This window comes from Bacillus sp. DWP3-1, from assembly GCF_049896565.1.
In the GTDB taxonomy this organism is placed as follows: domain Bacteria; phylum Bacillota; class Bacilli; order Bacillales; family Bacillaceae; genus Bacillus.
On record NZ_JAFCUN010000002.1, the window covers coordinates 304,776 to 330,143 of the forward strand.

Genomic DNA, 25,368 nt, shown 5'->3' on the forward strand with positions numbered 1-25,368 from the left:
CAGCTTGCTGGTGTGAAGGCCGTAAGCTGTTTTTCGTGGTTTTATCGTAAAAATGCATTGAGCGAACGTATGTTAACTTTTATTGCGGTTTTCTTCTCGATTTATGTTACAATGAAGAACAGTCAAAGAGGTGAAAACGGTGATAGAGTTTGTAAAAGGGACCATTGATTATGTGTGCCCGCAATATGTTGTCATTGAAAACGGCGGAGTGGGATATCAAGTCTATACCCCAAACCCGTTTATCTATCAAGTAAACAAACAAGAAACGATTTATACGTATCATTACATAAAGGAAGACGCTTTTTCGTTATATGGATTTCAAACGCGAGAAGAAAAAGCGCTGTTCACAAAACTGTTAAATGTCACGGGGATTGGGCCGAAGGGGGCTCTAGCGATTCTTGCTTCCGGTGATCCTGGCGCTGTCATTTCAGCGATAGAACGTGAAGATGAAGCGTTCCTGATTAAGTTCCCTGGTGTTGGCAAAAAGACAGCTCGCCAAATCATTCTCGATCTAAAAGGAAAGCTAGCCGATGTCGTACCGGAAATGATTGGCAACCTATTTAATCACGAGGACCATATTCAGGTCGAAACGCAGCAAACGGCATTAGACGAAGCGCTTGAAGCCTTACATGTTCTTGGATACGGTGATCGTGAAATTAAAAAGGTTCTTCCATTATTAAAAGAAGAAAAGAATCTCACAACCGATCAATATGTGAAAAAAGCTTTACAAAAAATGTTGAAATAGGGTGATGTCTCATGGATGAACGGCTCGTCTCAACTGAAGCAGACAACCATGAATCAGCCATTGAGCAAAGTCTGCGGCCACAGACACTTAGCCAATATATCGGTCAGCAAAAAGTAAAAGATAACCTCAGTGTGTTTATTGAAGCTGCCCGCATGAGGCAGGAAACACTCGATCACGTCCTTTTATATGGACCGCCTGGACTCGGGAAAACAACGCTTGCGTCGATTATCGCCAATGAAATGAATGTTCAGCTGCGTACAACATCTGGACCAGCGATTGAACGTCCTGGCGATTTGGCGGCAATCTTAACTTCTCTTGAGCCAGGTGATGTGTTGTTTATAGATGAAATTCATCGCTTGCAGCGCTCAATTGAGGAAGTGCTTTATCCGGCAATGGAGGATTTTTGTTTAGATATCGTCATTGGCAAGGGAGATACAGCGCGCTCTGTACGGCTTGATTTACCGCCATTTACACTTGTAGGTGCCACGACCCGTGTAGGGCTTTTAACAGCACCGCTTCGTGACAGGTTTGGGGTACATGCAAGATTGGAATACTATGAGCAAAGAGATTTGGCTCACATTGTGGCAAGAACAGCCGAGCTGTTTGAGATTGGGATCGATCTTCGCTCAGCCGAAGAGATCGCAAGACGTTCCCGGGGCACGCCAAGGGTTGCCAATCGTCTGCTCAGAAGAGTAAGAGATTTTGCGCAGGTGCTTGGGAATCATGCGATTACCGAGGACATTGCGGAAGATGCCCTTGAGCGCCTTCAAGTCGACAGGCTTGGTCTGGATCATATAGATCATAAGCTGCTTTTAAGTATGATCGAAAAATTTAGAGGCGGTCCTGTAGGGCTTGATACAATCTCAGCGACAATTGGAGAAGAATCACATACGATTGAAGATGTGTACGAACCGTATTTACTGCAAATTGGTTTCCTGCAAAGAACACCAAGAGGACGGGTCGTCACAAGAGAAGCGTATGAACATTTTCAAATGGAGGTTCCGATTCGTGACTGAATTCCCTAAAATATTGATGATTTTAGGTGGTGTCCTTTTTGCCGCAGGATTAGTATTTCAATTGGTTGGTAAGCTTCCAGGTGATATTTTTGTGAAAAAAGGAAATGTGACGTTCTTTTTTCCTGTGATCACATGCATTGCCATTAGCATTGTGCTAACCATATTACTTAATATCTTTGGACGGATGAAATAACGTTAACTAGTTAACTACAGAATAGGTGAAGGAAATGAAGCTAGAACTATTTGATTTTGATTTACCAGAAAGATTGATTGCACAAGTGCCGCTTGAAAAACGAGATGCATCAAGACTGATGGTCTTAAACAAACAAACGGGTGCGATGACACATGATACATTCTCACAAATCACCGATTATTTTCAAACGGGTGATTGTCTCGTTTTAAACAATACACGCGTTCTGCCGGCACGTTTGTTTGGAATGAAAGAGGATACAGGTGCAAAAGTTGAACTTCTTCTATTAAAACAAGAGGAGGGAGACAACTGGGAAACACTTGTAAAACCAGCCAAACGGGTGAAAAAAGGAACGGTTATCACATTTGGTGATGGACGGCTTCAAGCGGTATGTACAGAAGAGATGGAACATGGCGGAAGAAAAGTTAAGTTTCAGTATACAGGCATTTTTTATGAAGTACTTGAATCCCTCGGTGAGATGCCGCTGCCTCCTTATATTAAAGAGCAGCTGGACGATCGTGAACGCTATCAAACGGTGTATTCAAAAGAGGTTGGCTCCGCTGCTGCTCCAACTGCTGGTCTTCACTTTACAAACGAGCTGCTGGATGCGCTGAAAGCAAAAGGTGTGCATATAGCTTTCATTACACTGCACGTGGGGCTTGGTACTTTTCGTCCGGTCAGTGCAGAACGTATTGAAGAACACGAAATGCACGCAGAGTTTTACGAAATGAATGAAGAAACAGCTGAAGAGCTCAATCGCGTTCGCAAGGAAGGCGGACGGATTATTTCAGTTGGGACAACGTCAACGAGAACGCTCGAAACCATTGCAAGTGCGCATGACGGCGAATTCAAAGCGTCAAGCGGCTGGACGTCAATCTTTATTTACCCTGGCTATACATTCAAGGCCATTGATGGCATGATCACGAATTTCCATCTGCCAAAATCCTCGTTAATCATGCTTGTCAGCGCATTAGCTGGACGAGAGCATGTACTAAAAGCGTACAATGAGGCTGTAAAAGAGGAATACCGATTCTTCAGCTTTGGCGATGCCATGCTGATTCAATAACATCATACAACAAAGACAGGAGGGCTCATTTTTGTCGCAATTACCGATACGTTATGAGTTCATTAAAACATGCAAACAAACAGGTGCACGACTAGGACGCGTTCATACACCGCACGGCTCCTTTGAAACACCTGTATTTATGCCGGTAGGTACACTGGCTACAGTCAAAACGATGGCACCTGAAGAACTAAAGGCAATGGATGCAGGCATCATCTTAAGCAATACGTACCACCTATGGCTCCGTCCGGGTCATGACATTGTGAAAGAAGCAGGCGGGCTGCACAAATTTATGAACTGGGATCGAGCGATTCTGACCGATTCAGGCGGATTCCAAGTATTCTCTTTGAGTGAATTTAGAAAAATTGAAGAAGAAGGCGTCCACTTCCGTAATCACTTAAACGGAGACAAGCTGTTCCTTTCTCCTGAAAAGGCCATGGACATCCAAAATGCGCTTGGCTCTGATATTATGATGGCATTTGATGAATGTCCGCCATATCCAGCAGAGTACGACTACATGAAACGTTCTGTGGAGCGGACAAGCAGATGGGCAGAGCGCTGTCTAGAAGCGCACCAGCGTCCAGAGGATCAAGGGCTGTTTGGAATTGTCCAAGGCGGAGAATACGAAGAGCTTCGTAAACAAAGTGCAAAAGATCTGGTTTCACTTGATTTCCCAGGCTACGCCATCGGAGGCTTATCTGTTGGTGAACCAAAAGATGTGATGAACCGTGTACTGGAGTTCACAACGCCATTGTTACCGGCAGACAAGCCAAGGTACTTAATGGGTGTCGGCTCACCAGATTCCTTAATTGACGGTGCCATTCGCGGTGTAGATATGTTTGACTGCGTATTGCCGACGCGAATTGCAAGAAACGGCACCTTGATGACAAGCGAAGGACGTCTTGTTGTGAAAAATGCAAAATATGAGCGTGATTTCAGACCAATCGATGAAAATTGTGACTGCTACACATGTAAAAACTACACACGCGCCTATATTAGACATTTAATCCGAACAAATGAAACGTTCGGAATTCGATTAACAACTTATCATAATCTTCATTTTCTGTTAAAATTAATGGAGCAAGTGAGAGAAGCTATCCGTGAGGATCGTTTAGGTGATTTTAAAGAAGAGTTTTTTGAACGTTATGGCTTTAACGAACCGAATGCGAAAAACTTTTAACGCATAAACGAAAGGCTTTATAATGCTTTAGAAAGGGGTGAAATAGAATGGATGGTGGTATGGGTTCAATCATTATGATTGTTGTCATGTTTGCTGTGCTTTACTTCTTGTTAATCCGTCCACAGCAAAAGCAACAAAAAGCTGTGCGTCAGATGCAGCAATCTTTATCAAAAGGCGATAAAATCGTCACAATCGGTGGTTTACACGGTGAAATCGACTACATTGATGAATCAAAAGTGGTCATCAAAACTAGCGAGAACAACCGTTTAACTTTCGATCGACGTGCTATTAGAGAATTAGCTGACAAAGGTTAATCCTCCGATACATAGCCATAAAAAAAGAGCGATATGATTCGCTCTTTTTTTATTTGCCTCGAAGATTGACGCCAATCATTCCGCCCAGCATACAAATCCCTAGAAATGCCCCATGATAGATAAACTGCTCTGGTGAAAAGGTTTCTCCAAACCCTAAATATTGAAATAAGAATACAGTGAGAGAAAAGATCATAGAAGTGATCGCGCCAATGAGCCAGCCGCGCTCCTTTGCTTTTCCTCCAGAAATGATCCCTCCTAATAAAAGTGCCACAAAGGACAAAATCATAATCATCCATTTAAACGATGATTCCTGCATACTTGTGAAGGTAAGCATGAGCGATACAAGTAAACTTGTGACAATCATCACGATAAAAATGGCCATTAAGCCGGATAAAATCCCTTTTCCGATTTGTTTCGTTTCCTGCATGTGATTCGTCTCCTCTCCAATTGACCGAAGCTTGTCTTTTACTAAAATGTATTCACCATGAAGAAAAAATAGACATGTTTCTCACGATAAAAACAGAGGCTTTCTTTTCTACATAAATAAAGTGTTTTGACACAAGCTATGGTGGAGAAGGAGGTTTACATCACATGCAGGACATCTTGATTATCTCCATGAGAACAATCATTTTATATTTTCTTGTTTGGTTTATTTTTCGGTTAATGGGCAAGAGAGAAATTGGCGAATTGAGTATTTTAGATCTTGTCATTTTTATGATGATCGCAGAAATTGCAGTTCTCGCCATAGAAGAAGTCGAAGATCACATGTTACATACGGTATGGCCGATCCTGCTGTTAACCTTCATTCAAATCACACTCGCCTACCTCTCATTGAAATTCCAAGGTGTCCGGCGCTTTCTAGACGGCAAACCGGCCCTGCTCATCATCAATGGGAAAATCGACGAGGGGGCGATGAGAAAACAGCGATACAATTTTGATGACCTGCTTATTCAATTAAGAGAAAACAACATCGATAGCATTCAGGATGTCTCTTACGCCATTTTAGAGCCATCCGGAAAGCTTGCGGTCGTTGAAAAAGAAAACAAGCACACACACGGAGCGCTTGAGCTGCCACTTATTGCAGATGGTGTTGTACAGCACGATCATCTGAAGCAAATTAATCAAAATGAACAGTGGCTGAAAGATGAGCTTGCCAAAAGGGGCTATCATGAAATTGATCAGATTTCCTACTGCAGCTTTAATCAAAAGACATTTTATATTGATTTGAAAGATGAAGTGATCAAGAAGAGATGAGCTAAAGCAGTTTCCCAATGAATGGGAGGCGGCGAAGCTCTTCACGCTTCACTAGCCCTAGACAGATTAATAGAATGACATATAGCATACACGTAACAAAGATCAGCATCACAAGCTCAATAGGGGCAGAAAAGAGCCCGTTTACTTGAGACTTCAGCCAAAGGCTGACAGCCCCGGTGCCGATGATCACAAGAACGCATATCCCATATTCCTTCATTGGTAAATGAATAGGCAGTACTTTACCGACAGTTGCCGCATGAAGCAGCGTGACAAGGACGATGCCGATTAATATCGCGAGTGCTGCCCCCATAATGCCAAAGCCCGGCTGTGAAGCAAGGACAAAAATCATCCCTGTTTTCACAACAGCACCTATCAGACTATTCGTCATCGCCGCGCCAGCTAAATTGAGTGCTTGCAGGACAGCTTGAAGCGGCCCTTGAAAATAATATAATAGAAAAAATGGGGCCATGAATTTCACATAGATAGCCGCATGCGATGAACCATACATAAAGAGCGTTAAATCTTCTGCATAAACGAAAAGAATAATACAGGAAATGCCTCCGCTGAGTAGACAAAGACGCATCGCCTGCTTCAGCCGGTATTCGACCGTTTTGCGTTTGTTCTGCTCCATTCCTTCACTGATCGCCGGGACCAATGCAGTGGATAGAGAGTACGTAATAAAGCTAGGCAGTGTCAAAAGGGTCAGCGCAAGACCAGTCAACTCCCCATACTGCCGTGTCGCTTCTACAGCCGCATATCCAGCAATAGCAAGACTTTGCGCGACAACTATCGGCTCTAAAAACCACGAAATATTCCCGATGAAACGGCTGCCTGTTGTTGGCAGGGCAATACTCATCAGCTGCTTAAACGTATCCTTACCGTCATGAATCGCCTTAAAAAATCGTTTTCGAATACGAATGGTCTTTTTATAACGAAAGGCAATCAGTAAATATGCAAGTGAAATCATCTCTCCAATGACAGATGAAATCATCGCACCAGCTGCCGCGTATTCAATCCCATAAGGAAGGAAAGCTGTTGTACATACTGCCACTAGAGAAATTCTTGCGACCTGTTCCAGTACTTGAGATATGGCAAGCGGGCTCATTTGCTGTCTGCCTTGAAAATATCCTCTCAGCACACTGGAAATGGCGATGACTGGGACAACGGGCGTAATAGCAAGAAGTGGATAGACCGTTCTAGGATCTGTCAGCATATTTTCTGCCATGATGGGTGCAAACCATAAAAAGAGCGGCGTGAATATCAGGCTGAGTGTCCCTGTTATCGCAAGGGACATGACTAGAATACGTTTAGTTTTCTGTTTGTCACCCCGGGCTTCTGCTTCTGCGACAAGCTTGCTAATAGCGACAGGCAGTCCAAATTGTGTCAGCGTCACAGCGAGAAAAAAGGTAGGGGCAGCCATCATATAAAGCCCGACTCCTTCTTCGCCAATGAACCTTGCAATCACAATCCGATTGACAAAACCCAATATTCTCGTGATAAAACCTGCTAAAATTAAAATAATCGTGCCCTTTAAAAACGTTTGCTTCGTCAAATCAAAGATCACCTGCCTTCTCAAACGACATAGAATCATATACAATAAGATATGCGTGTATATCGTCCAAGCATGACAAGTCTCTCGATAAAAACTGAAAAGGGGGAGCATCCCATTGACACAACATCCGGCTGCAATTTACAAAGACCATTTAAAGCCTTTTCTGTTCAGTAAGCTTGAAGAATTCATCGTTTTGGGCTATAAAGATGTAGATTTAGAGGAATTATGGTCATACTTAGAGAATAAGAAGTGGAAGAAAAAACAAGAGTATCCGATTCATGAAATGGTTGCAGATATTTTATCTGTGAAAATTGGCGAATTTATGAACTATGCAACCGTTCAGTCGTTTAAAACGTCTGCTTTTTTGGACAGTGAAGATGGCAAGAATATGCTAGATGAACTGTTGAAATAAGCCATCTTAATGGATTCAGGTGTTTAAGGAGGAAATACATAATGAAAAAAGGGCGCATTCTTGCGTTTTTCTTAGTGGTTCTGTTAATCGGAACTGGCGTAGGCTTACTAACAAAGCCTGTTGCGAAAGATATGACGCTAGGGCTGGATTTGCAGGGTGGATTTGAAGTCCTGTATGATGTACATCCAGTGAAAAAAGAGGACAAGATTACAAATAGTGTCCTCGTCAGTACAGTGGAGGCTTTAAACCGAAGAGCCAATGTGTTAGGTGTAAGTGAGCCGAACATCTCGATTGAAGGCAACAATCGTATCCGCGTGCAACTTGCGGGGGTAAAAGATCAAAACAGAGCTAGGGAGATTCTTTCCACTGAAGCACAGCTATCCTTCAGAGATACGAATGATAAAGAACTCCTAAACGGGGCTGACTTGGTCGAAAACAGTGCAAAACAAACATTCAGTCAAACGAATGAGCCAATTGTGACGGTTAAACTAAAGGATGCGAAAAAATTTGGTGACGTCACAAGAAAAGTAGCGGCGATGGCGCCGAATAACCAGCTTGTCATTTGGCTTGATTACCACAAAGGAGATTCCTTCAAAAAAGAAGTCTCAAAATCAAACCACAAGTATGTCTCTGCGCCGAATGTGAACCAAGAAATTAACAGCAGTGACGTGCAAATTGAAGGGAAATTTACTGTCCAAGAGGCAAAGGACCTTGCAAGTATTTTAAATGCAGGGGCATTGCCAGTGAAATTAACAGAAAAATATTCAACATCTGTGAGTGCACAGTTTGGTGAACAAGCACTGAACGAAACGGTGTTCGCAGGAATTGTAGGAATCGCATTTATCTTCTTATTCATGCTGCTTTATTACCGATTACCTGGTCTTATTGCTGTCATCACACTTTCAGCTTATATTTACATTACGCTTCAAGTGTTTGACTGGATGGGTGCAGTCATGACTCTGCCTGGAATTGCGGCACTGATTCTAGGGGTAGGGATGGCTGTTGATGCCAACATTATTACTTATGAGCGGATCAAAGAAGAACTCAAGCTCGGCAAATCTGTCCGTTCTGCTTTTAGATCAGGGAACCGCCGATCATTTGCGACCATCTTTGATGCAAACTTAACAAGTATCATTGCCGGCGGCGTGCTGTTCTTCTTCGGGACAAGCTCTGTAAAAGGATTTGCAACGATGCTCATCCTCTCGATTTTAACAAGCTTTATCACAGCTGTCTTCCTATCAAGATTCCTTCTTGGTCTTCTTGTTGAAAGCCGCTATCTTGACCGGAGAAAAAGCTGGTTTGGTGTTCGTCAAAAAGACATTATGAACATTCACGAAACAACAGAAAATACCGAGCCGAAAACGCCATTTGATAAGTGGGATTTCGTCAGCAAACGTAAAGGATTTATGATTTTCTCAACTACTATCACCATTGCGGGAATCATCGTTCTTTCCATCTTCAAGCTGAATGCCGGAATTGACTTTACAAGTGGAACTAGAATTGATATCCAAAGTGATCACAAGCTGTCAACTGAACAAATCGAGCAAGACTTTAAAAAACTGGACCTTGAGACAGACAGTGTCGTGTTATCGGGTCAAAAAGAAAATCAGGCAGCAGCGAGATTTGTCGGTGTGCCGAACAAAGAAAAGATTGCTGAAGTGAAAGATTACTTCAAAGATAAATACGGAACGGAGCCGAACGTAAGTACAGTGTCTCCGACTGTTGGAAAAGAACTTGCCCGAAATGCATTATATGCTGTCATCATTGCTTCAATCGGGATCATTTTATATGTATCCATTCGTTTTGAATATAAAATGGCAATTGCAGCGATTATCTCACTACTATATGATGCGTTCTTTATCGTGGCCTTCTTTAGTATTACGCGTTTAGAGGTGGACGTCACCTTCATTGCGGCGATTCTCACAGTCATCGGATATTCGATCAACGACACGATCGTCACCTTTGACAGGGTTCGTGAACAAATGAAGAAACGCAAACCAAAAACCATTGAAGATCTTTCGTACATTGTGAACTTGAGTTTACAGCAAACCTTTACGCGATCTGTCAACACGGTATTAACCGTACTTGTCGTTGTGATCGCACTGCTTATCTTTGGATCAGCATCTATTACAAACTTCTCCATCGCCTTACTTGTCGGTCTGTTAACAGGGGTGTACTCATCTCTATATATCGCAGCGCAAATTTGGCTCATGTGGAAAGGCCGTGAGATGAAAAAACCGGCGAAGATTGATACTGAGCAAGATATTTAATGTAGCGAGACTGCCTAATTGGCAGTCTTTTTCTGTAGTTTCTCCGGATCAGCAGTCGATTCGAAAAAAACATTTCGGGTTTCATTGATCTTGAAATGGTCTTTTGCTATAATGACATACGTTTAGATCAGTATAGAAAGCAAGTGTCCGTTTGAGGCATTTGGCTTTATTCATTGGAGGGGCTGTTATGAAGGTTCGGGAAACTGAACTGCCAGGTATCGGTCACAAAGCCGAAATGATCACAAGAAATAATGAGAAGCTTGCCATCATTACACACGATGACGGCAGAAGAGAAATGTATCATTTTCAAGAGGACGACCATGAAGAATCTATTTCTGGTATTTTGCTAAACGATGAAGAAGCAAGACAAATTGCAGCTATTTTAGGCGGCATGGTATATAAGCCGAAAGCGCTTGAAACTGTAGAGGTAGCCATTGATGAACTGATGATTGAATGGTTTAAGATTGAAAAGAATGCACCAGCTGTTCAGCAGACAATCGGAGACCTCAATGTCCGCCAAAACGATCAAGTAACAGTCATCGCTATCGTGAGAAAATCACATGAGAAGATTTTAAATCCAGGACCTGATACGGTCATTGAAGAAGGGGATACCCTTGTTATTTCTGGAGAAAGACAAGAAATAAAGAACCTCATTAAAGAAAAACTCAGCAGCTAATCATGCCCATTCTGATAGATTTTCTTCCGCTCTTTTCTTTCTGTGTTTAAAAAGGACAAGGAAAAGGGAAGAATAAAAGAAAAAGCTTGGGGGATATGTAGATGAACAAACAACAATGGACCATCATCTTCGCATTTATTTTCGTATTAATTGTCTCAGTATTTGCCGTGATCAATGTGCGGCCAGTGCAAGTTGACTACTTATTTGGAACGGCTGAATGGCCGCTGATTCTTGTCATTATTGGTTCTGTGCTCATGGGCGGACTCATTGTGGCTTTCGCAGGGATTTTCCAAATTGTGAAACTAAAACGTGAACTAAAGGCTTTAAAAGCTGAGCGTGCAGCCGCACCTGCATCTGCTGTTTCGAATAAAAAGATCGACAAAGACGTTCAAAAGAAACCGAATGTGACGCCTTTAAAAGAACAGCCAGCATCATTTGACCGGAAGGAAAAATAATCTTCCAGCACAATTTCATAAAATAAAAATTGAAACCCCTCAGGCCACTCTAGTATAATAGTGTGGTTGAGGGGTGAATTTATGTTATTATCCAAAATGCGCTGGGAATATGAACATCCAAGCGAAGAAAAAGTGAAATCACTCTCTGAAAATCTGAATATTTCAGCGCTGACTGCATCGCTTCTTGTAAAAAGAGGACTCGAAGAAGTAGAAGAAGCGAGGTCTTTTTTATTTGATCAAAAAGCCGAATTTCATGATCCATTTCTATTAAAAGGAATGAAAGAAGCAGTAGAGCGCATCAACAAAGCGATCGAAGAGCAGGAATCGATTGTGATCTTCGGAGACTATGATGCGGATGGTGTGACAAGTACGTCTGTGCTTTTACATACATTAAAAGAGCGGTCTGCGAAAGTAGACTTTTATATTCCAGATCGATTTAAAGAAGGCTACGGGCCTAATGAACAGGCTTTCCGATATATCAAAGAGCAAGGCGCATCGCTTGTCATCACGGTCGATACAGGCATTGCAGCTGTAAATGAAGCACGTATTGCAAAAGAAATAGGGTTAGACCTGATCATTACAGATCACCATGAACCAAGTGAGGAGCTGCCTGAGGCACTTGCGATTGTCCATCCTAAGCAGCCGGGCTGTGAGTATCCCTTTAAAGAACTTGCCGGTGTAGGCGTAGCGTTTAAAGTGGCGCATGCACTCCTTGGAAAGCTGCCAGCTCAGCTGTTAGATCTTGCGGCAATTGGGACAATAGCGGATCTTGTGCCGCTTCATGATGAGAATAGATGGCTCGCCAAAAAAGGGCTTGTGCAGCTTAGGCAGTCGAATAGACCGGGGCTGAAAGCGTTATTGAAAGAAGCGGGAGCTACTCTTGAAGAAGCAAATGAAGAAACGGTCGGCTTTCAAATTGCGCCAAGGCTGAATGCTGTAGGGCGAATTGAGCAGGCAGATCCAGCTGTTCATCTTCTCATGACAGAGGATAAGGATGAAGCAGAAGAGCTCGCTGGTTTTGTACAAGAACTCAATAAAGAACGTCAAAAAATTGTGAGTACGATCACAGAAGAAGCCATTCAAATGGTGGAAGAGACAGGTGATGACCAGTCTGCGATCGTTGTAGCGAAAGCTGGCTGGAATCCGGGTGTTGTCGGAATTGTTGCCTCTAAATTGACGGATAGATTTTCACGTCCGGCGATTGTGCTTGGAATAGATGAAGAGACGCAAATGGCAAAAGGATCAGCGCGGAGTATTCCTGGCTTCGATCTATTTTTCCATTTAAGCAAATGCCGCGACATTCTGCCGCATTTCGGCGGGCACCCGATGGCTGCGGGTATGACACTTCGAGCGGATGATGTTCCTTTACTAAGGGAAAGATTAAATCAATATGCGAATGAAACGTTGACAGAAGAAGATTTTATTCCGATTCAGCGGGTCGATGCCGTATGCAAGGTAGACGAATTGACGGTTGAAGCGATTGAAGAAGTGGGGATGCTGTCACCATTTGGCATGCAGAATCCAAAGCCGTTCATCATGATTGAAGATGCGAGGCTTGAAGAGATCCGAACAATTGGGGCAAATCAGAATCATATTAAAATGTCTCTGAAAGACGAAGACAAGCTACTTGACTGTGTCGGTTTTCATCAAGGTCAATTAAAAGAAGAAATTGTCACAGGCAGCCGCATTTCCGTCATTGGTGAAATGTCCATCAATGAATGGAATAATCGGAAGAAACCTCAGCTCATGCTAAAAGATGCCCGAGTAGATGAATGGCAGCTGTTTGATTTGCGCGGCAAAAAGGATTGGGAAAAGACAATCTCCACGCTTGAACCAGAAAAATATGTGGTGGTCTGTTTTGACGAAGAAACAAAACAGGAAGTCAATATCCCGATTCATCATGTCCATGCAGAAAATGTTTCAACGTTCGATGTAGAGGGCAAGTATGTCGTCTTTGCGGATGTTCCTGCAGATGAGCATTTGCTAAGGCAACTTTTAGAAAACCAAAAGCCAGCTAGAGTTTATACGGTTTTTCAAAGAAAAGAAGATCATTTTATGTCCTCTTTCCCTAGCCGTGATCAATTCAAATGGTTTTATGGGTTCTTGTTAAAACGAGGAAGTTTTCCCCTCAAAGAGCAAGGAATGGAGCTTGCGAAACATAGAGGCTGGACAAAAGATACAATGATTTTTATGACAAAGGTGTTTTTTGAACTCGGTTTTGTTAAAATAGAGGATGGTGTGCTGTCAATAGTACGTGATGCCCCTAAAAAAGATTTAACGGCATCGGCATCCTATACAGCAAAACAACGATTGATGGAACTCGATCAAACACTAACATATTCCTCAGCCAAAGAGCTGAAGGAATGGCTGAATAGCATGATGAGCGAAGTCTCACCTGTGCTTTGACGTACGAGGAGGAAAAGGAAAAGATGGATTTAAAACAATATGTGACAGTTGTACCTGACTACCCAAAGGAAGGTGTACAATTTAAAGATATTACAACGTTAATGGATAAAGGCGAAGTGTACCGTTATGCAACGGATCAAATCGTTGAATACGCGAAGGAAAGAGACATTGATCTCATTGTTGGACCTGAAGCGCGTGGATTCATTATTGGCTGCCCTGTAGCATACGCACTTGGTGTAGGTTTTGCACCGGTTCGTAAAGAAGGAAAGCTTCCTCGTGAAGTCGTTAAAGTCGATTACGGCTTAGAATATGGTAAAGATGTATTAACGATTCATAAAGATGCGATTCGTCCTGGTCAGCGTGTATTGATTACAGATGACTTACTTGCGACTGGTGGAACAATTGAAGCGTCCATCAAGCTTGTAGAGGAATTAGGCGGCGTTGTGGCAGGGATTGCATTCTTGATTGAGCTGACGTATCTGGACGGCAGAAAGAAGCTTGACGGTTACGACATCTTGACGTTAATGCAATACTAATGGAGTTTTACGCAAAAAGCACTCGGTAAGAAGGGTGCTTTTTTCCTATCAAAAATCTTTTAGCGGACTTCTTCTCTTTACATCTATCGAATTTTTCTTGATAATAAACTACAATACAGTTTTCATTTAAAAAGGTGATTCCATGGCGAACGAACAAGTTTTAACGGCGCAGCAGGTCATTGACAAGGCAAGAGAATACCTGTCCGCTGAACATATTCAATTTATAGAGCGAGCATATGAATATGCTGAAAATGCACACAAGGAGCAATACCGGAAATCTGGTGAGCCCTATATTATCCATCCAATTCAAGTGGCGGGGATTCTTGTTGACCTTGAAATGGACCCATCGACCATTGCAGGCGGTTTCCTGCACGATGTTGTCGAGGATACAGATGTGACATTACAGGATTTAAAAGAGCATTTTAACGAAGAAGTTGCGATGCTTGTTGATGGTGTAACAAAGCTCGGGAAGATTAAATATAAATCACAAGAAGAACAGCAGGCCGAAAACCATCGAAAAATGTTTGTGGCAATGGCGCAGGATATACGCGTCATCTTGATTAAACTGGCAGACCGTCTGCACAATATGAGAACGCTCAAACACCTTCCTCAGGAGAAGCAGCGAAGAATTTCAAATGAAACCCTTGAAATCTTTGCACCGCTTGCGCACAGATTAGGGATTTCCAAGATTAAGTGGGAGCTTGAAGATACAGCGCTCCGTTACTTAAATCCTCAGCAATATTACCGGATCGTGAATCTCATGAAGCGCAAACGAGCGGAACGTGAGGAATACTTGGACGAGGTTGTTAATGAAGTGAAAGACCGTGTGTCTGAGGTGAACATCAAGGCTGAATTTTCCGGCAGACCAAAGCATATTTATAGTATTTATCGCAAAATGGTCCTGCAAAATAAGCAGTTTAATGAAATTTATGATCTGCTGGCCGTTCGTATTTTGGTTGACAGCATTAAAGACTGCTATGCCGTGCTCGGGATTATCCATACATGCTGGAAGCCGATGCCAGGCAGGTTTAAGGATTATATTGCGATGCCAAAGCCGAACATGTACCAATCCCTTCATACAACAGTGATTGGGCCAAAAGGTGACCCGCTTGAAGTTCAGATCCGTACAGTGGAAATGCATGAAATTGCAGAGTACGGAATTGCAGCGCACTGGGCATACAAAGAAGGAAAAGAGTCAGCAGAATCAACGGAGGAAGCTGTCTTCCAGAAGAAGCTCTCTTGGTTTAGAGAAATCCTTGAATTCCAAAATGAATCGACAGATGCAGAAGAATTTATGGAATCGTTAAAGATCGATCTCTTCTCTGATATGGTGTTTGTGTTTACACCAAAAGGAGACGTCATTGAACTGCCGTCAGGTTCAGTTCCGATTGACTTCTCTTACCGGATTCACTCGGAAATTGGGAATAAAACGATCGGTGCTAAAGTCAACGGTAAGATGGTCACGCTCGATCACAAACTGAAAACAGGTGACATTATTGAAATTCTGACATCAAAGCACAGCTATGGGCCAAGTCAGGATTGGGTCAAACTTGCCCAAACCTCCCAAGCGAAGCACAAGATCAGACAGTTTTTCAAAAAACAGCGCCGTGAAGAAAATGTCGAAAAAGGCCGAGAACTCGTGGAGAAAGAAATCAAAAACCTTGAGTTTGATGTCAAAGACATACTGACAGCTGAAAACCTGCAAAAAGTGGCTGACAAATTTAATTTTTCAAATGAAGAGGACATGTATGCAGCGGTTGGTTATAACGGAATTACTGCACTCCAAGTCGCCAATCGTTTAACAGAAAAAGAAAGAAAACAAAGAGATCAAGAAGAACAAGAGAAAACTGTTCAAGAAGTGACAGTAGAGTCAAAGACGTATCATGGGAAAAAACGAGAAGCAGGCGTAAGAGTCAAAGGGATAGATAACCTGCTTGTCCGCTTATCTAAGTGCTGTAATCCTGTTCCAGGTGATAGCATTGTTGGTTTTATTACGAAAGGCAGGGGCGTATCTGTTCACCGTGATGACTGTCCGAACGTGAAGACAGGAGAAGCGCAGGAACGGTTAATCCCAGTAGAGTGGGAGCATGAACAGCCTGCTCGAAACCGTAAAGAATACAATGTGGAAATTGAAATATTAGGATATGATAGACGCGGCTTACTCAATGAGGTGCTTCAAGCAGTCAATGAAACCAAAACGAACATCTCTTCAGTTTCTGGGAAGTCTGACCGTAACAAAGTGGCGACGATCCATATGGCGATCTTTATTCAAAACATTAACCATTTGCACAAAGTAGTAGAGCGCATTAAACAAATCAAAGACATTTACTCTGTTCGCCGATTCATGAATTAAGAAAGGAAGTATATCGTCTATGAGGCTTGTAGTGCAGCGTGTGACAAGTGCATCTGTGAAGGTAGAAGAAGAGATCACAGGTGCCATCAATGAAGGGTATATGGTGCTCGTTGGTGTCACACATGAAGATACAGAAGAAGATGTGCTTTATTTAGCAGAAAAGCTTGCACATTTACGTATTTTTGAAGATGAAAACGGGAAAATGAATCATTCGTTATTGGATGTAAAAGGAAGCGTCCTGTCTGTGTCTCAATTTACCCTTTATGGTGATACGAGAAAGGGCAGACGACCGAATTTTATGAAAGCAGCCAAGCCAGATGCCGCGAACTCCCTTTACGAATGTTTCAATAAAGCCCTTAGAGAAAAAGGCATTCATGTAGAAACTGGTCGCTTTGGCGCGATGATGGATGTGTCATTGACCAATTCAGGGCCCGTCACCATCTGGATGGATAGCAAAGAATAGATTCGCTTTAGACTGTAGATAAACTCATGCAGGAGTTTGTTTAGAGTCTTTTTCTTTTGCGATCAAACAAAAAAGAGGCGCAGAGGCCTCTTTCTTTTTAACGGAAATATTGTTTTAATCCTTCCGTCATTCCTTCTGTGACTCGTTCTTGGTAAGAGGCGCTATAAATGATCGCTTCCTCCTGAGGATTGCTTAAATAGCCGAGTTCATATAAAAGAGAAGGGCGTTTGTTCTCTCTTAAAACAAAATAATCTCCGAATTTGACACCCTTATCAGGGATTTGAGAGCGTTTAGCGACTTCTGTATGGACATTTGTCGCTAATTGCTGGTCTTTTGCTGCTTGATAATAATACGCTGTACTTCCTCTGACACTTGGGTCCATAAAACTATCATAATGAAGACTAATAAATGCATCTGCATTTCTGTAATGAGATGTCGCGACCCTCGATTGAAGGCTGATAAAAGTATCATCACTTCTTGTTAAATAAACATTTGCACCAGATGCCCTTAATTTGCCTGCCAGTAAATTGGCGGTTTTGATGGTAATGTTCTTCTCAAATGCACCATCTGCGCCAATCGTGCCGCTGTCTTTTCCGCCATGACCAGGATCAAGAACAATCGTTTTTCCTTTTAAAGACCCAGTTCCAGACGATGAATCGTGCTGTGGTCTTGGTGCCTCGCTGCTATTTTTATTCGTTTGAACGACCCAGCTTGCCACATAACCAGTTCCGCCGTTAGATAGTGTCACCTCGTACCAGTCACCTTGCGTACGAACAATTTGATAGGCAGCGCCTTTTGTTGCTCTTTCTGCAATCCCGGCAGAGGTAGAAGCGCTTTTTCGGATGTTGGTGCCATCGTAGACCATGTATGCTTTCTTTTGGGAAGCCGAAGAAGATGAATTCTTTTCACCAGCCGAACTCGCTCCATTGCTTGTCACGATGTAATAGCTTGCAGCCCATCCTTTTACGCCTTTTGCCTCAATTTCATACCAGCCGTTCTGCTCGCGCAAAATGGTGATCTGTGTGTTGCGGGCAAGTGAAGCGACGACTTGTGCATTCGGTGCCGCCGATTGCCTTACATTCAAGCTCGATACGCCAACTGTGCCTGTCTGTTTAGAGCGAGAGGACTCGCCAGAGCTTGATTGAGAAGCTTTTTGGCCGCCTGACACATAATCAGAGTGAACCCAGCCTTCTGCTTGTTTATACGAAATTTTTGTCCATTCGCCGTTTGTTTTCAGCTTTTTAGCGGAAGCGCCTTGCGGGAAAGTTCCGATGACTTGATAGGAAGTCCCAGGGCCTGTCCGTATGCGAAGATCCGAGGCTGTCGATGTAATGGAACTGCTGCCTGATACGCTTTGATTTTGCGCCTTTGGTTTAGCAGACTTTTGGCTGCCAGATGTCGTAATCAGCCATGAGACGACCCAGCCTTTTTGACCGTTCGACAATTGGATCTGCACCCATTCTCCTTGTTTAGTGAGAATGGGATAGCTTTCTCCGCGCTTCACAACAGCTGCGATTCCATAGCTTAAACCAGGGCCCGTTCTCACATTGATTTCATCTGTTGCAACCACAGCTTGATCTGTTTGTGCTGTAGCATGTGTCATAGGCAAAGTACTTGCGATGAGAACAAAACAGGTAAGAAGCATCAACATTTGATTGTGTTTTTTTAGATTCAAAACGGTGTTTTCCCCTCCCTTGTAAAACCGATGAATGTAAATTCGTTATGTAATGGACTAATTCCTTGCAGTTTCCCTAATAAAAATGAATCAATCTGTTTATACTAAATAAAAACGTGATAAAAGGATGTACAAACATGAGATTAAGCAGAAAATTAGGACGAGTGCAATATAATGGACACCGTGATATCGATCGCTGGCAGCACGACGAAATGGATCAACCAGGCTTCCTTGAAGAAACCGCATCTGAATACGGATGTACGTCAAAAGAAGAGCTGGAAAAGAAAAAGAGGCACGGCAAGGGTTGACAGAGTGGCAGCACCGACCTTATTATAATATAAATCAACACACTTGAAAATTTAAAATGTGGAACTGATGATAGAGAATAGTAGGGTAAATTGCGTGAGCAGAGAGGAATCGCCTTAGGCTGAAAGCGAATCCGCATGGCATTTATCACGAAAGAACACTCTGTAGGTTTCCTGCTGAACGCTCTAAAAATGAGTCAATAGGCGGAGAACGTGAATCTGCGTTAAGGATTTGAGCGGGAACATGGCTGGATCATGTTCCAACTAGGGTGGCACCACGGGTATAACTCTCGTCCCTACTATACACATAGTAGAGGCGGGGGTTTTTTATATGTCCACATAAAAAATGAATGATGGTCGTAGGAGGACGAAAAATGAGTTTTAATATTCCAAGAGGCACACAGGATATTTTACCTGGAGAGTCAGAACGCTGGCAGTATGTTGAACAAATTGCAAGAGATACATGTGCAGCCTTTCAATACAAAGAAATCCGTACACCGATTTTTGAGCATACAGAGCTGTTTGCACGGGGAGTAGGCGAATCAACCGATATCGTTCAAAAAGAGATGTATACATTTGAAGATAAAAAGGGACGCAGCATCACCCTTCGTCCAGAGGGAACGGCTTCAACTGTACGTTCTTATGTTGAAAATAAATTATTTGCACAGCCCGCGCAGCCAACAAAGCTGTATTACATTGGACCGATGTTCCGCTATGAACGTCCGCAAACAGGGAGATATCGTCAATTTTATCAATTTGGGATTGAAGCGATCGGTTCAAAGGATCCTGCCATTGATGCAGAAGTCATTTCACTTGCGATGAGTGTTTATGAGAAAGCAGGCCTTTCTAACTTAAAGCTCGTCATTAACAGCCTTGGTGACAAAGAGAGCCGTGCAGACTACCGCAAAGCACTTGTCGAGCACTTTGAGCCAAGAATTGATGAATTCTGTCATGACTGTCAAACCCGTTTACATCAAAATCCGCTGCGAATTCTTGATTGTAAAAAGGATCGTGACCACGAATTGATGGCAACGGCTCCATCCATTCAAGATTACTTAAATGAAGAATCACGGACTTATTTTGAAAAGGTCAAACAATACTTAACAGATATAGGCATTGAATATGTCGTCGATCCGAACTTAGTGCGCGGTCTTGATTACTACAATCACACGGCATTTGAGATCATGAGTAATGCAGAAGGCTTTGGCGCGATTACCACATTAGCCGGCGGCGGCCGTTATGATGGACTTGTTGAAGGAATTGGCGGTCCTGAATCACCAGGAATCGGTTTTGCTATGAGTATTGAGCGTTTCCTATCAGCAATCGATGCTGAAGGGATTGATCTTCCTCTGCAAGATGGCATTGATCTATACATTGCTGCACTCGGTGATGAAGCGAAGGATTACTCTGTTTCATTATTAAATCGTCTGAGAAAAGAAGGCATTTCAAGTGAAATGGACTATACAGGGAAGAAATTAAAAGGGCAATTTAAAGCGGCTGATCGATTAAAAGCCAAGTTTATTGCAGTCCTTGGTGAAGATGAGCTGGCGCAGCGCATTGTGAATGTAAAAGATACGACAACGGGTGAACAAATTGAAGTGAAGCTTGATGAGCTGATTCAAATGATGAAGGCCCACAAGAAGGCGTAAAGAAGGAGTGGAATGTTTGTGTTTGGTAGAACTTTTTATTGTGGAGAAGTAACAGAAGACCAAATCGGTCAAACCGTTGTATTAAAAGGATGGGTTCAAAAAAGACGTGACCTTGGCGGATTAATCTTTATTGATCTGCGCGACCGTACAGGGATTGTACAAGCTGTCTTCAATCCAGACCTATCAAAAGAGGCGCTTGAGACAGCAGAGTCGATTCGTAATGAATATGTCCTTGATATTAAAGGAACGGTTGTCGCAAGAGAAGAAGCAACAATCAACCCAAATTTAAAAACAGGGAAAATTGAAATTCAAGTCGAAACGGTCAGCGTGTTAAATGAAGCGAAGACCCCTCCTTTTGTGATTTCAGATCAAGCGGACGAGGTATCAGAAGATGTGCGCTTAAAATACCGTTACTTAGACCTTCGCCGTCCTGCTATGTTTGAAACGATGAAAATGCGACATGAAGTAACAAAAGCATTCCGCCATTTCTTAGATGACAACGGCTTTCTAGATATTGAAACACCGATTTTAACGAAGAGTACGCCAGAGGGTGCACGTGACTATCTTGTTCCAAGCCGTGTACACGAAGGAGAGTTCTATGCCTTGCCTCAGTCTCCGCAACTATTTAAACAATTGCTGATGGTCTCAGGGATGGATCGTTACTACCAAATTGCCCGCTGCTTTAGAGATGAAGACTTGCGTGCTGACCGTCAGCCGGAATTCACACAAGTCGATATTGAAATGTCCTTTATGAGTCAAGAGGACATTATGACGCTTGCCGAAGAGATGATGGCAAAGGTGATGAAAGATGTCAAAGGCGTAGACCTGACATTGCCATTACCTCGTATGACATACGATGAAGCAATGAATTCTTATGGATCTGATAAGCCAGATACACGTTTTGAGATGAAGCTTGTCAACATTTCAGATACGGTAAAAGATTCCGATTTCAAAGTCTTTAGCGGAGCAGTGAAAAATGGTGGAGCTGTGAAAGCCATCAATGTCAAAGGTGCTGCAGCCAACTACTCAAGAAAAGACATTGATGCCCTTGGTGCATTTGCAGCGAACTACGGTGCAAAAGGTCTAGCTTGGCTAAAAGCAGAAGGGACAGAATTAAAAGGACCGATTGCTAAATTCTTTGATGAAGCAAAGCAGGCAGAATTAAAGGAGCAGCTGCAAGTCGAAGAAGGTGACCTGTTACTTTTTGTTGCAGATAAGACGTCTGTTGTCCATGATGCACTTGGTGCCCTTCGCCTAAAACTCGGCAAAGAGCTTGAACTCATTGATGAGTCTCTATTCAACTTCTTATGGGTTGTTGATTGGCCGCTGCTTGAAAAAGATGAAGAAGAAGGCCGCTTCTATGCTGCCCATCATCCTTTCACAATGCCAGTACGCGACGATCTTGAATTAATTGAGACAAGCCCGGAAGACATGAAGGCACAGGCTTACGATCTTGTGCTGAATGGCTATGAGCTTGGCGGAGGTTCGATTCGTATTTTCGAAAAGGATATTCAAGAAAAAATGTTTAGCTTACTTGGGTTTTCAAAAGAAGAGGCATATGAACAATTCGGCTTCCTTCTAGATGCTTTTGAGCATGGAGTTCCTCCGCATGGCGGAATCGCGCTTGGTCTTGACCGCTTAGTGATGCTGCTTGCCGGCCGCTCTAACTTAAGAGATACCATTGCGTTCCCGAAAACGGCAAGTGCGAGCTGTGTGCTAACAGATGCTCCTGGCACTGTAAGCGAAGCGCAGCTTGATGAGCTAAGTTTAGCCATTAAAACAAAGGTAAAACAGTAAAATAGACGCATGGATATGGGCATGTAAACGCTTGAAAAAGCGGCATGCCTATGATATGCTTTCTTCAATCAATAAATAAAGTCCTGATACGTACGGTGGTTACCTAGTTTTGACCGAACATTTTTTTATACGGGAGCTTGCCTTTCCTTTCTGCATAAATGCCTCTTTAGAGGACTTATAAAGTCAGGAAGAAAGCACCCACCTGCATGGTGCGGGGTTCAAAACGAAGGAAAAGCTGGCGGCGTTGTCGGGACTTTTTTGTGTTTTTTTCTTTTTCAGAAGGATGACGAAGAAGTTTGAATATGATATGATTCTTTCGATTCATTTTAAATAAAGGTGGAGTGAGGCACTTGTTACATCAGTTTTCAAGAAACGAGCTTGCTATAGGCAAGGAAGGCTTAGATATATTAAAAAACAGTACAGTTGCAGTGCTTGGTGTGGGCGGCGTTGGCTCATTTGCAGTTGAGGCACTCGCTCGTTCAGGCGTTGGCCGTATTGTTCTTGTTGATAAAGATGATATTGATATTACAAATGTGAACCGTCAGCTTCCAGCATTGCTTTCAACAGTTGGTCAGCCAAAGGTTGACTTAATGCAGGCGAGAATCGCTGATATTAATCCAGAATGTGAAGTAGTTGCACTAAAGATGTTTTATACAGAGGAAACATATGAGCAATTTTTTGAGTATCCGCTTGATTATGTCATCGATGCGTCAGATACGATTCACTATAAAATTCATTTAATGAAAGAGTGCCTGAAACGCAATGTGAACATTATTTCGAGTATGGGTGCTGCAAACAAAACAGATCCGACCCGCTTCAAAATTGATGACATTTCAAAAACACATACCGATCCAATTGCAAAAGTCGTGAGAACGCGTCTGCGCAAAGAAGGGATTCGTAAAGGAATTGAAGTCATTTTCTCTGATGAAAGTCCGATTGTGATTCGCGAAGATGTCAGAAAAGAAGTTGGAAATGATGAAGCGAAGATTCGCAAGGCACAAATGCCGCCATCATCCAATGCGTTCGTCCCATCTGTTGCAGGGCTGATCATGGGTGGTCATGTCATTATGCAGCTTTTAAAAGATATTCCAATTACACGTGTGAAGGATAAATAAACAGCCCGCCTGCTAACATGCAGGGGGCTTTTTTTATTTTTGGCGTTTTAAATTCTCATATACCTGTTTCAGTGCGCCTTCAAATTTGCCTGTTTGCTTCGGTTCATAGTATTGCTTGTTTTTCAGCGGATCAGGTAAGTATTGCTGCTTCACCCAGCCGTTTTCATAATCGTGTGGGTATAAGTAATCGACACCTCTGCCGAGTGCTGTAGCTCCTTTGTAGTGAGCATCCTTTAAATGAACAGGGATTTCACCAATTTTCCCTGATCGAATGTCACCCAGTGCCGCATCAACCGCCTTATATGCCGAGTTGGACTTAGGAGAAAGACACAGTTCAATGACTGCGTTAGCCAGCGGGATTCGTGCTTCCGGGAAGCCGACTCTTTCTGCTGTTTGAACAGCGCTTAACACACGAGGACCTGCCTGCGGACTAGCTAAACCAATATCTTCGTAAGCCATCACGAGTAATCTCCTTGAAATGCTTTCAAGGTCTCCTGCTTCAATCAGTCTGGCAAGGTAATGCAGCGCCGCATCTGCGTCAGATCCTCTAATGGATTTTTGAAAAGCCGAGAGGACATCATAATGAGCATCACCATTCTTATCATGTGAGAAGCTCTTTTTTTGTAAACATTCTTCTGCTGCGGCAAGAGTGATCATAATATGCCCAGCCTCATCTGCTTTTGTCGATAAGACAGCTAGTTCTAGCGCATTTAAAGCAGAGCGTACGTCTCCGCCGCATCCATTGGCAAAATGATTCATCGCTTCATCGTTCACTGTCACCTCATAACCGCCAAGCCCGCGATGTTCATCCTGTAACGCTCTTGTTAACGCAGCCTTGATTTGCTCTGTTTCAAGCGGTTTCAGCTCAAATATTTGTGTCCGGCTTCGGATGGCAGGGTTGATCGCATGATAGGGGTTAGCCGTCGTTGCGCCAATTAAAATGATCATGCCATTTTCTAAATAAGGAAGAAGGAAATCCTGCTTTCCTTTATCAAGCCTGTGAACCTCGTCTAAAATAAGGATGACTTGGCCGCTCATTTTCGCTTCAGCGGCGACAGCTTCCATATCCTTTTTGTTATGAATGACTGCATTCAATGTCCGAAACGCAATGCTTGTACTGCCAGCGATCGCGGTCGCAATCGATGTTTTGCCGATGCCCGGCGGTCCGTATAAAATCATCGAGGATAAATGTTTTGCCTCGACCATTCGTCTAATAATTTGACCTTCTCCAACGAGATGTTCCTGCCCAATGATGTCTTCAATATGACTTGGGCGCATCCGGTACGCTAAAGGTTTCATGATTATCTCTCCTAAAGCAATGTCTTGTTTGTATAGAGTACCGAAATTTCTTCAAATAGAAAAGGGATGCGTCCTCCTAAAGCGCAGAACCGGCAAATGAAAGTTGGCTGAAAGTATGATATAATTGCTTTTGGTCTATATATCAGCGTATATGAAATCAGAAAAATAATTGATGACATAGAATAGAAAACGCAGAGGTGTTTAACTTGAAAATTTCAACTAAAGGCAGATATGGTCTGACGATCATGATCGAATTAGCCAAAAAACATGGCGAAGGCCCCACATCATTAAAATCAATCGCTCAAAACAATAATTTGTCTGAGCATTATTTAGAGCAGCTTGTCTCACCACTTCGTAATGCCCGTCTTGTGAAAAGTATTCGCGGTGCATATGGCGGCTATGTTCTTGCACATGAACCAAACGAGATCACAGCCGGTGATATTATTCGAGTATTAGAAGGACCGATTAGTCCTGTCGAAGTCATCGAAAACGAAGAACCAGCAAAGCGTGAACTTTGGATTAGGATTCGTGATGCAGTAAAAGACGTACTAGACAATACAACTCTTGAAGACTTGGCAAGCTATACAGATGACGGGAATCAAGACGCGTATATGTTCTATATTTAGATCAGAGGTGTACCGGA

The 25,368-nt window shown here is 42.8% G+C and carries 24 protein-coding genes, 1 other RNA gene and 1 other annotated feature; of the genes, 21 read left to right on the forward strand and 4 right to left on the reverse strand.

Features of this window, described 5'->3' with window-relative positions:
* Positions 1–139: 139 nt before the first annotated feature.
* Genes ruvA through yajC form a run of 6 tightly spaced genes read left to right on the forward strand, consistent with a single transcriptional unit; the run spans position 140 to position 4,508 of the window.
* The gene (gene ruvA / locus ACP7A0_RS06940) at positions 140–745 is read left to right on the forward strand and encodes a Holliday junction branch migration protein RuvA (RefSeq protein WP_034661580.1); all 606 of its coding nucleotides are present in this window, start codon (positions 140–142) and stop codon (positions 743–745) included.
* Positions 746–756: 11 nt separating this feature from the next.
* A complete protein-coding gene (gene ruvB, locus ACP7A0_RS06945) occupies positions 757–1,761 on the forward strand; it encodes a Holliday junction branch migration DNA helicase RuvB (RefSeq protein WP_060596875.1) in 1,005 nt (334 codons plus the stop codon).
* Positions 1,754–1,954, forward strand: a complete 201-nt coding sequence (locus ACP7A0_RS06950; protein ID WP_034661574.1) for a DUF2905 domain-containing protein — start codon at positions 1,754–1,756, stop codon at positions 1,952–1,954. Before ruvB ends, ACP7A0_RS06950 begins: the two co-directional genes overlap by 8 nt.
* A 34-nt stretch (positions 1,955–1,988) precedes the next feature.
* On the forward strand, positions 1,989–3,017 hold the full coding sequence (gene queA / locus ACP7A0_RS06955; protein WP_034661572.1) for a tRNA preQ1(34) S-adenosylmethionine ribosyltransferase-isomerase QueA: 1,029 nt from the start codon (positions 1,989–1,991) through the stop codon (positions 3,015–3,017).
* Positions 3,018–3,048: 31 nt separating this feature from the next.
* Positions 3,049–4,194, forward strand: coding sequence for a tRNA guanosine(34) transglycosylase Tgt (tgt, locus tag ACP7A0_RS06960; RefSeq protein ID WP_060596874.1), 1,146 nt, complete (start codon positions 3,049–3,051; stop codon positions 4,192–4,194).
* Positions 4,195–4,241: 47 nt separating this feature from the next.
* Positions 4,242–4,508, forward strand: coding sequence for a preprotein translocase subunit YajC (gene yajC / locus ACP7A0_RS06965; RefSeq protein ID WP_003216659.1), 267 nt, complete (start codon positions 4,242–4,244; stop codon positions 4,506–4,508).
* A gap of 49 nt (positions 4,509–4,557) precedes the next feature.
* Here the strand turns inward: yajC and ACP7A0_RS06970 are convergent, their stop codons facing one another.
* Positions 4,558–4,935, reverse strand: a complete 378-nt coding sequence (locus ACP7A0_RS06970) for a TIGR04086 family membrane protein (RefSeq protein WP_034661565.1) — start codon at positions 4,933–4,935, stop codon at positions 4,558–4,560.
* Between the two features lie 164 nt (positions 4,936–5,099).
* Between ACP7A0_RS06970 and ACP7A0_RS06975 the strand changes: the two genes are divergently transcribed.
* Entirely contained in the window at positions 5,100–5,762 is a 663-nt protein-coding gene (locus ACP7A0_RS06975; RefSeq protein ID WP_060596873.1) for a DUF421 domain-containing protein, read from the forward strand.
* 1 nt (position 5,763) lies between these two features.
* Here ACP7A0_RS06975 and spoVB read toward each other — a convergent pair whose 3' ends face one another.
* A complete protein-coding gene (gene spoVB, locus ACP7A0_RS06980) occupies positions 5,764–7,314 on the reverse strand; it encodes a stage V sporulation protein B (protein WP_060596872.1) in 1,551 nt (516 codons plus the stop codon).
* 115 nt (positions 7,315–7,429) lie between these two features.
* Here spoVB and ACP7A0_RS06985 point away from each other — a divergent pair, with 115 nt between their 5' ends.
* The 8 genes from ACP7A0_RS06985 to dtd all read left to right on the forward strand — a co-directional run bounded on the left by ACP7A0_RS06985 (position 7,430) and on the right by dtd (position 16,885).
* A complete protein-coding gene (locus ACP7A0_RS06985; protein WP_003216788.1) occupies positions 7,430–7,726 on the forward strand; it encodes a post-transcriptional regulator in 297 nt (98 codons plus the stop codon).
* A 41-nt stretch (positions 7,727–7,767) separates the two neighbouring features.
* Positions 7,768–9,996 (forward strand): protein translocase subunit SecDF, encoded by a 2,229-nt coding sequence (gene secDF / locus ACP7A0_RS06990; RefSeq protein ID WP_375566054.1) that lies wholly within the window; start codon positions 7,768–7,770, stop codon positions 9,994–9,996.
* A gap of 187 nt (positions 9,997–10,183) precedes the next feature.
* Positions 10,184–10,672, forward strand: coding sequence for a cation:proton antiporter regulatory subunit (locus ACP7A0_RS06995; RefSeq protein WP_034661552.1), 489 nt, complete (start codon positions 10,184–10,186; stop codon positions 10,670–10,672).
* Positions 10,673–10,773: 101 nt separating this feature from the next.
* Positions 10,774–11,127, forward strand: coding sequence for a LapA family protein (locus ACP7A0_RS07000; RefSeq protein ID WP_095285506.1), 354 nt, complete (start codon positions 10,774–10,776; stop codon positions 11,125–11,127).
* Positions 11,128–11,208: 81 nt separating this feature from the next.
* A complete protein-coding gene (recJ, locus tag ACP7A0_RS07005; protein ID WP_426004660.1) occupies positions 11,209–13,533 on the forward strand; it encodes a single-stranded-DNA-specific exonuclease RecJ in 2,325 nt (774 codons plus the stop codon).
* Positions 13,534–13,556: 23 nt separating this feature from the next.
* Positions 13,557–14,069, forward strand: a complete 513-nt coding sequence (locus ACP7A0_RS07010; RefSeq protein ID WP_034661543.1) for an adenine phosphoribosyltransferase — start codon at positions 13,557–13,559, stop codon at positions 14,067–14,069.
* A 142-nt stretch (positions 14,070–14,211) separates the two neighbouring features.
* On the forward strand, positions 14,212–16,422 hold the full coding sequence (locus ACP7A0_RS07015) for a RelA/SpoT family protein (RefSeq protein ID WP_060596867.1): 2,211 nt from the start codon (positions 14,212–14,214) through the stop codon (positions 16,420–16,422).
* A gap of 19 nt (positions 16,423–16,441) precedes the next feature.
* Positions 16,442–16,885: a D-aminoacyl-tRNA deacylase gene (gene dtd, locus ACP7A0_RS07020; protein ID WP_060596866.1), complete on the forward strand. Its 444-nt coding sequence runs from the start codon at positions 16,442–16,444 to the stop codon at positions 16,883–16,885.
* Between the two features lie 97 nt (positions 16,886–16,982).
* Here the strand turns inward: dtd and ACP7A0_RS07025 are convergent, their stop codons facing one another.
* Positions 16,983–18,536: an SH3 domain-containing protein gene (locus ACP7A0_RS07025; protein ID WP_426004751.1), complete on the reverse strand. Its 1,554-nt coding sequence runs from the start codon at positions 18,534–18,536 to the stop codon at positions 16,983–16,985.
* Between the two features lie 161 nt (positions 18,537–18,697).
* Between ACP7A0_RS07025 and ACP7A0_RS07030 the strand changes: the two genes are divergently transcribed.
* From ACP7A0_RS07030 to ACP7A0_RS07050, 5 genes are all read left to right on the forward strand, one after another.
* Entirely contained in the window at positions 18,698–18,868 is a 171-nt protein-coding gene (locus tag ACP7A0_RS07030; protein WP_003216250.1) for a YrzK family protein, read from the forward strand.
* A gap of 58 nt (positions 18,869–18,926) precedes the next feature.
* Positions 18,927–19,166, forward strand: a binding site (T-box leader).
* A 73-nt stretch (positions 19,167–19,239) separates the two neighbouring features.
* Positions 19,240–20,514, forward strand: coding sequence for a histidine--tRNA ligase (hisS, locus tag ACP7A0_RS07035; protein ID WP_060596864.1), 1,275 nt, complete (start codon positions 19,240–19,242; stop codon positions 20,512–20,514).
* A gap of 18 nt (positions 20,515–20,532) precedes the next feature.
* Positions 20,533–22,311, forward strand: a complete 1,779-nt coding sequence (gene aspS, locus ACP7A0_RS07040) for an aspartate--tRNA ligase (RefSeq protein WP_106039645.1) — start codon at positions 20,533–20,535, stop codon at positions 22,309–22,311.
* 77 nt (positions 22,312–22,388) lie between these two features.
* Positions 22,389–22,569, forward strand: a non-coding RNA gene (gene ssrS, locus ACP7A0_RS07045) — 6S RNA.
* A 92-nt stretch (positions 22,570–22,661) separates the two neighbouring features.
* Positions 22,662–23,426 carry a tRNA threonylcarbamoyladenosine dehydratase gene (locus ACP7A0_RS07050; RefSeq protein WP_044140034.1) on the forward strand — a complete coding sequence of 255 codons (765 nt, stop codon included), beginning with the start codon at positions 22,662–22,664 and terminating at the stop codon, positions 23,424–23,426.
* A gap of 33 nt (positions 23,427–23,459) precedes the next feature.
* Here the strand turns inward: ACP7A0_RS07050 and ACP7A0_RS07055 are convergent, their stop codons facing one another.
* A complete protein-coding gene (locus tag ACP7A0_RS07055; protein WP_034661526.1) occupies positions 23,460–24,725 on the reverse strand; it encodes a replication-associated recombination protein A in 1,266 nt (421 codons plus the stop codon).
* A 206-nt stretch (positions 24,726–24,931) separates the two neighbouring features.
* On the opposite strand from ACP7A0_RS07055, the gene cymR reads away from it, so the two are divergent.
* Complete coding sequence (gene cymR / locus ACP7A0_RS07060; RefSeq protein WP_012010726.1) at positions 24,932–25,351, forward strand: cysteine metabolism transcriptional regulator CymR; 420 nt, start codon at positions 24,932–24,934, stop codon at positions 25,349–25,351.
* Positions 25,352–25,368 lie beyond the last annotated feature (17 nt).

Coding starts and splice junctions, on each gene's coding strand:
- ruvB (WP_060596875.1), top strand. CDS start 757: ATGGATGAACGGCTCGTCTCAACTGAAGCAGACAACCATGAATCAGCC.
- queA (WP_034661572.1), top strand. CDS start 1,989: ATGAAGCTAGAACTATTTGATTTTGATTTACCAGAAAGATTGATTGCA.
- yajC (WP_003216659.1), top strand. CDS start 4,242: ATGGATGGTGGTATGGGTTCAATCATTATGATTGTTGTCATGTTTGCT.
- ACP7A0_RS06970 (WP_034661565.1), bottom strand. CDS start 4,935: ATGCAGGAAACGAAACAAATCGGAAAAGGGATTTTATCCGGCTTAATG.
- ACP7A0_RS06975 (WP_060596873.1), top strand. CDS start 5,100: ATGCAGGACATCTTGATTATCTCCATGAGAACAATCATTTTATATTTT.
- secDF (WP_375566054.1), top strand. CDS start 7,768: ATGAAAAAAGGGCGCATTCTTGCGTTTTTCTTAGTGGTTCTGTTAATC.
- ACP7A0_RS06995 (WP_034661552.1), top strand. CDS start 10,184: ATGAAGGTTCGGGAAACTGAACTGCCAGGTATCGGTCACAAAGCCGAA.
- ACP7A0_RS07000 (WP_095285506.1), top strand. CDS start 10,774: ATGAACAAACAACAATGGACCATCATCTTCGCATTTATTTTCGTATTA.
- recJ (WP_426004660.1), top strand. CDS start 11,209: ATGTTATTATCCAAAATGCGCTGGGAATATGAACATCCAAGCGAAGAA.
- ACP7A0_RS07010 (WP_034661543.1), top strand. CDS start 13,557: ATGGATTTAAAACAATATGTGACAGTTGTACCTGACTACCCAAAGGAA.
- ACP7A0_RS07015 (WP_060596867.1), top strand. CDS start 14,212: ATGGCGAACGAACAAGTTTTAACGGCGCAGCAGGTCATTGACAAGGCA.
- dtd (WP_060596866.1), top strand. CDS start 16,442: ATGAGGCTTGTAGTGCAGCGTGTGACAAGTGCATCTGTGAAGGTAGAA.
- ACP7A0_RS07025 (WP_426004751.1), bottom strand. CDS start 18,536: ATGTTGATGCTTCTTACCTGTTTTGTTCTCATCGCAAGTACTTTGCCT.
- ACP7A0_RS07030 (WP_003216250.1), top strand. CDS start 18,698: ATGAGATTAAGCAGAAAATTAGGACGAGTGCAATATAATGGACACCGT.
- hisS (WP_060596864.1), top strand. CDS start 19,240: ATGAGTTTTAATATTCCAAGAGGCACACAGGATATTTTACCTGGAGAG.
- ACP7A0_RS07055 (WP_034661526.1), bottom strand. CDS start 24,725: ATGAAACCTTTAGCGTACCGGATGCGCCCAAGTCATATTGAAGACATC.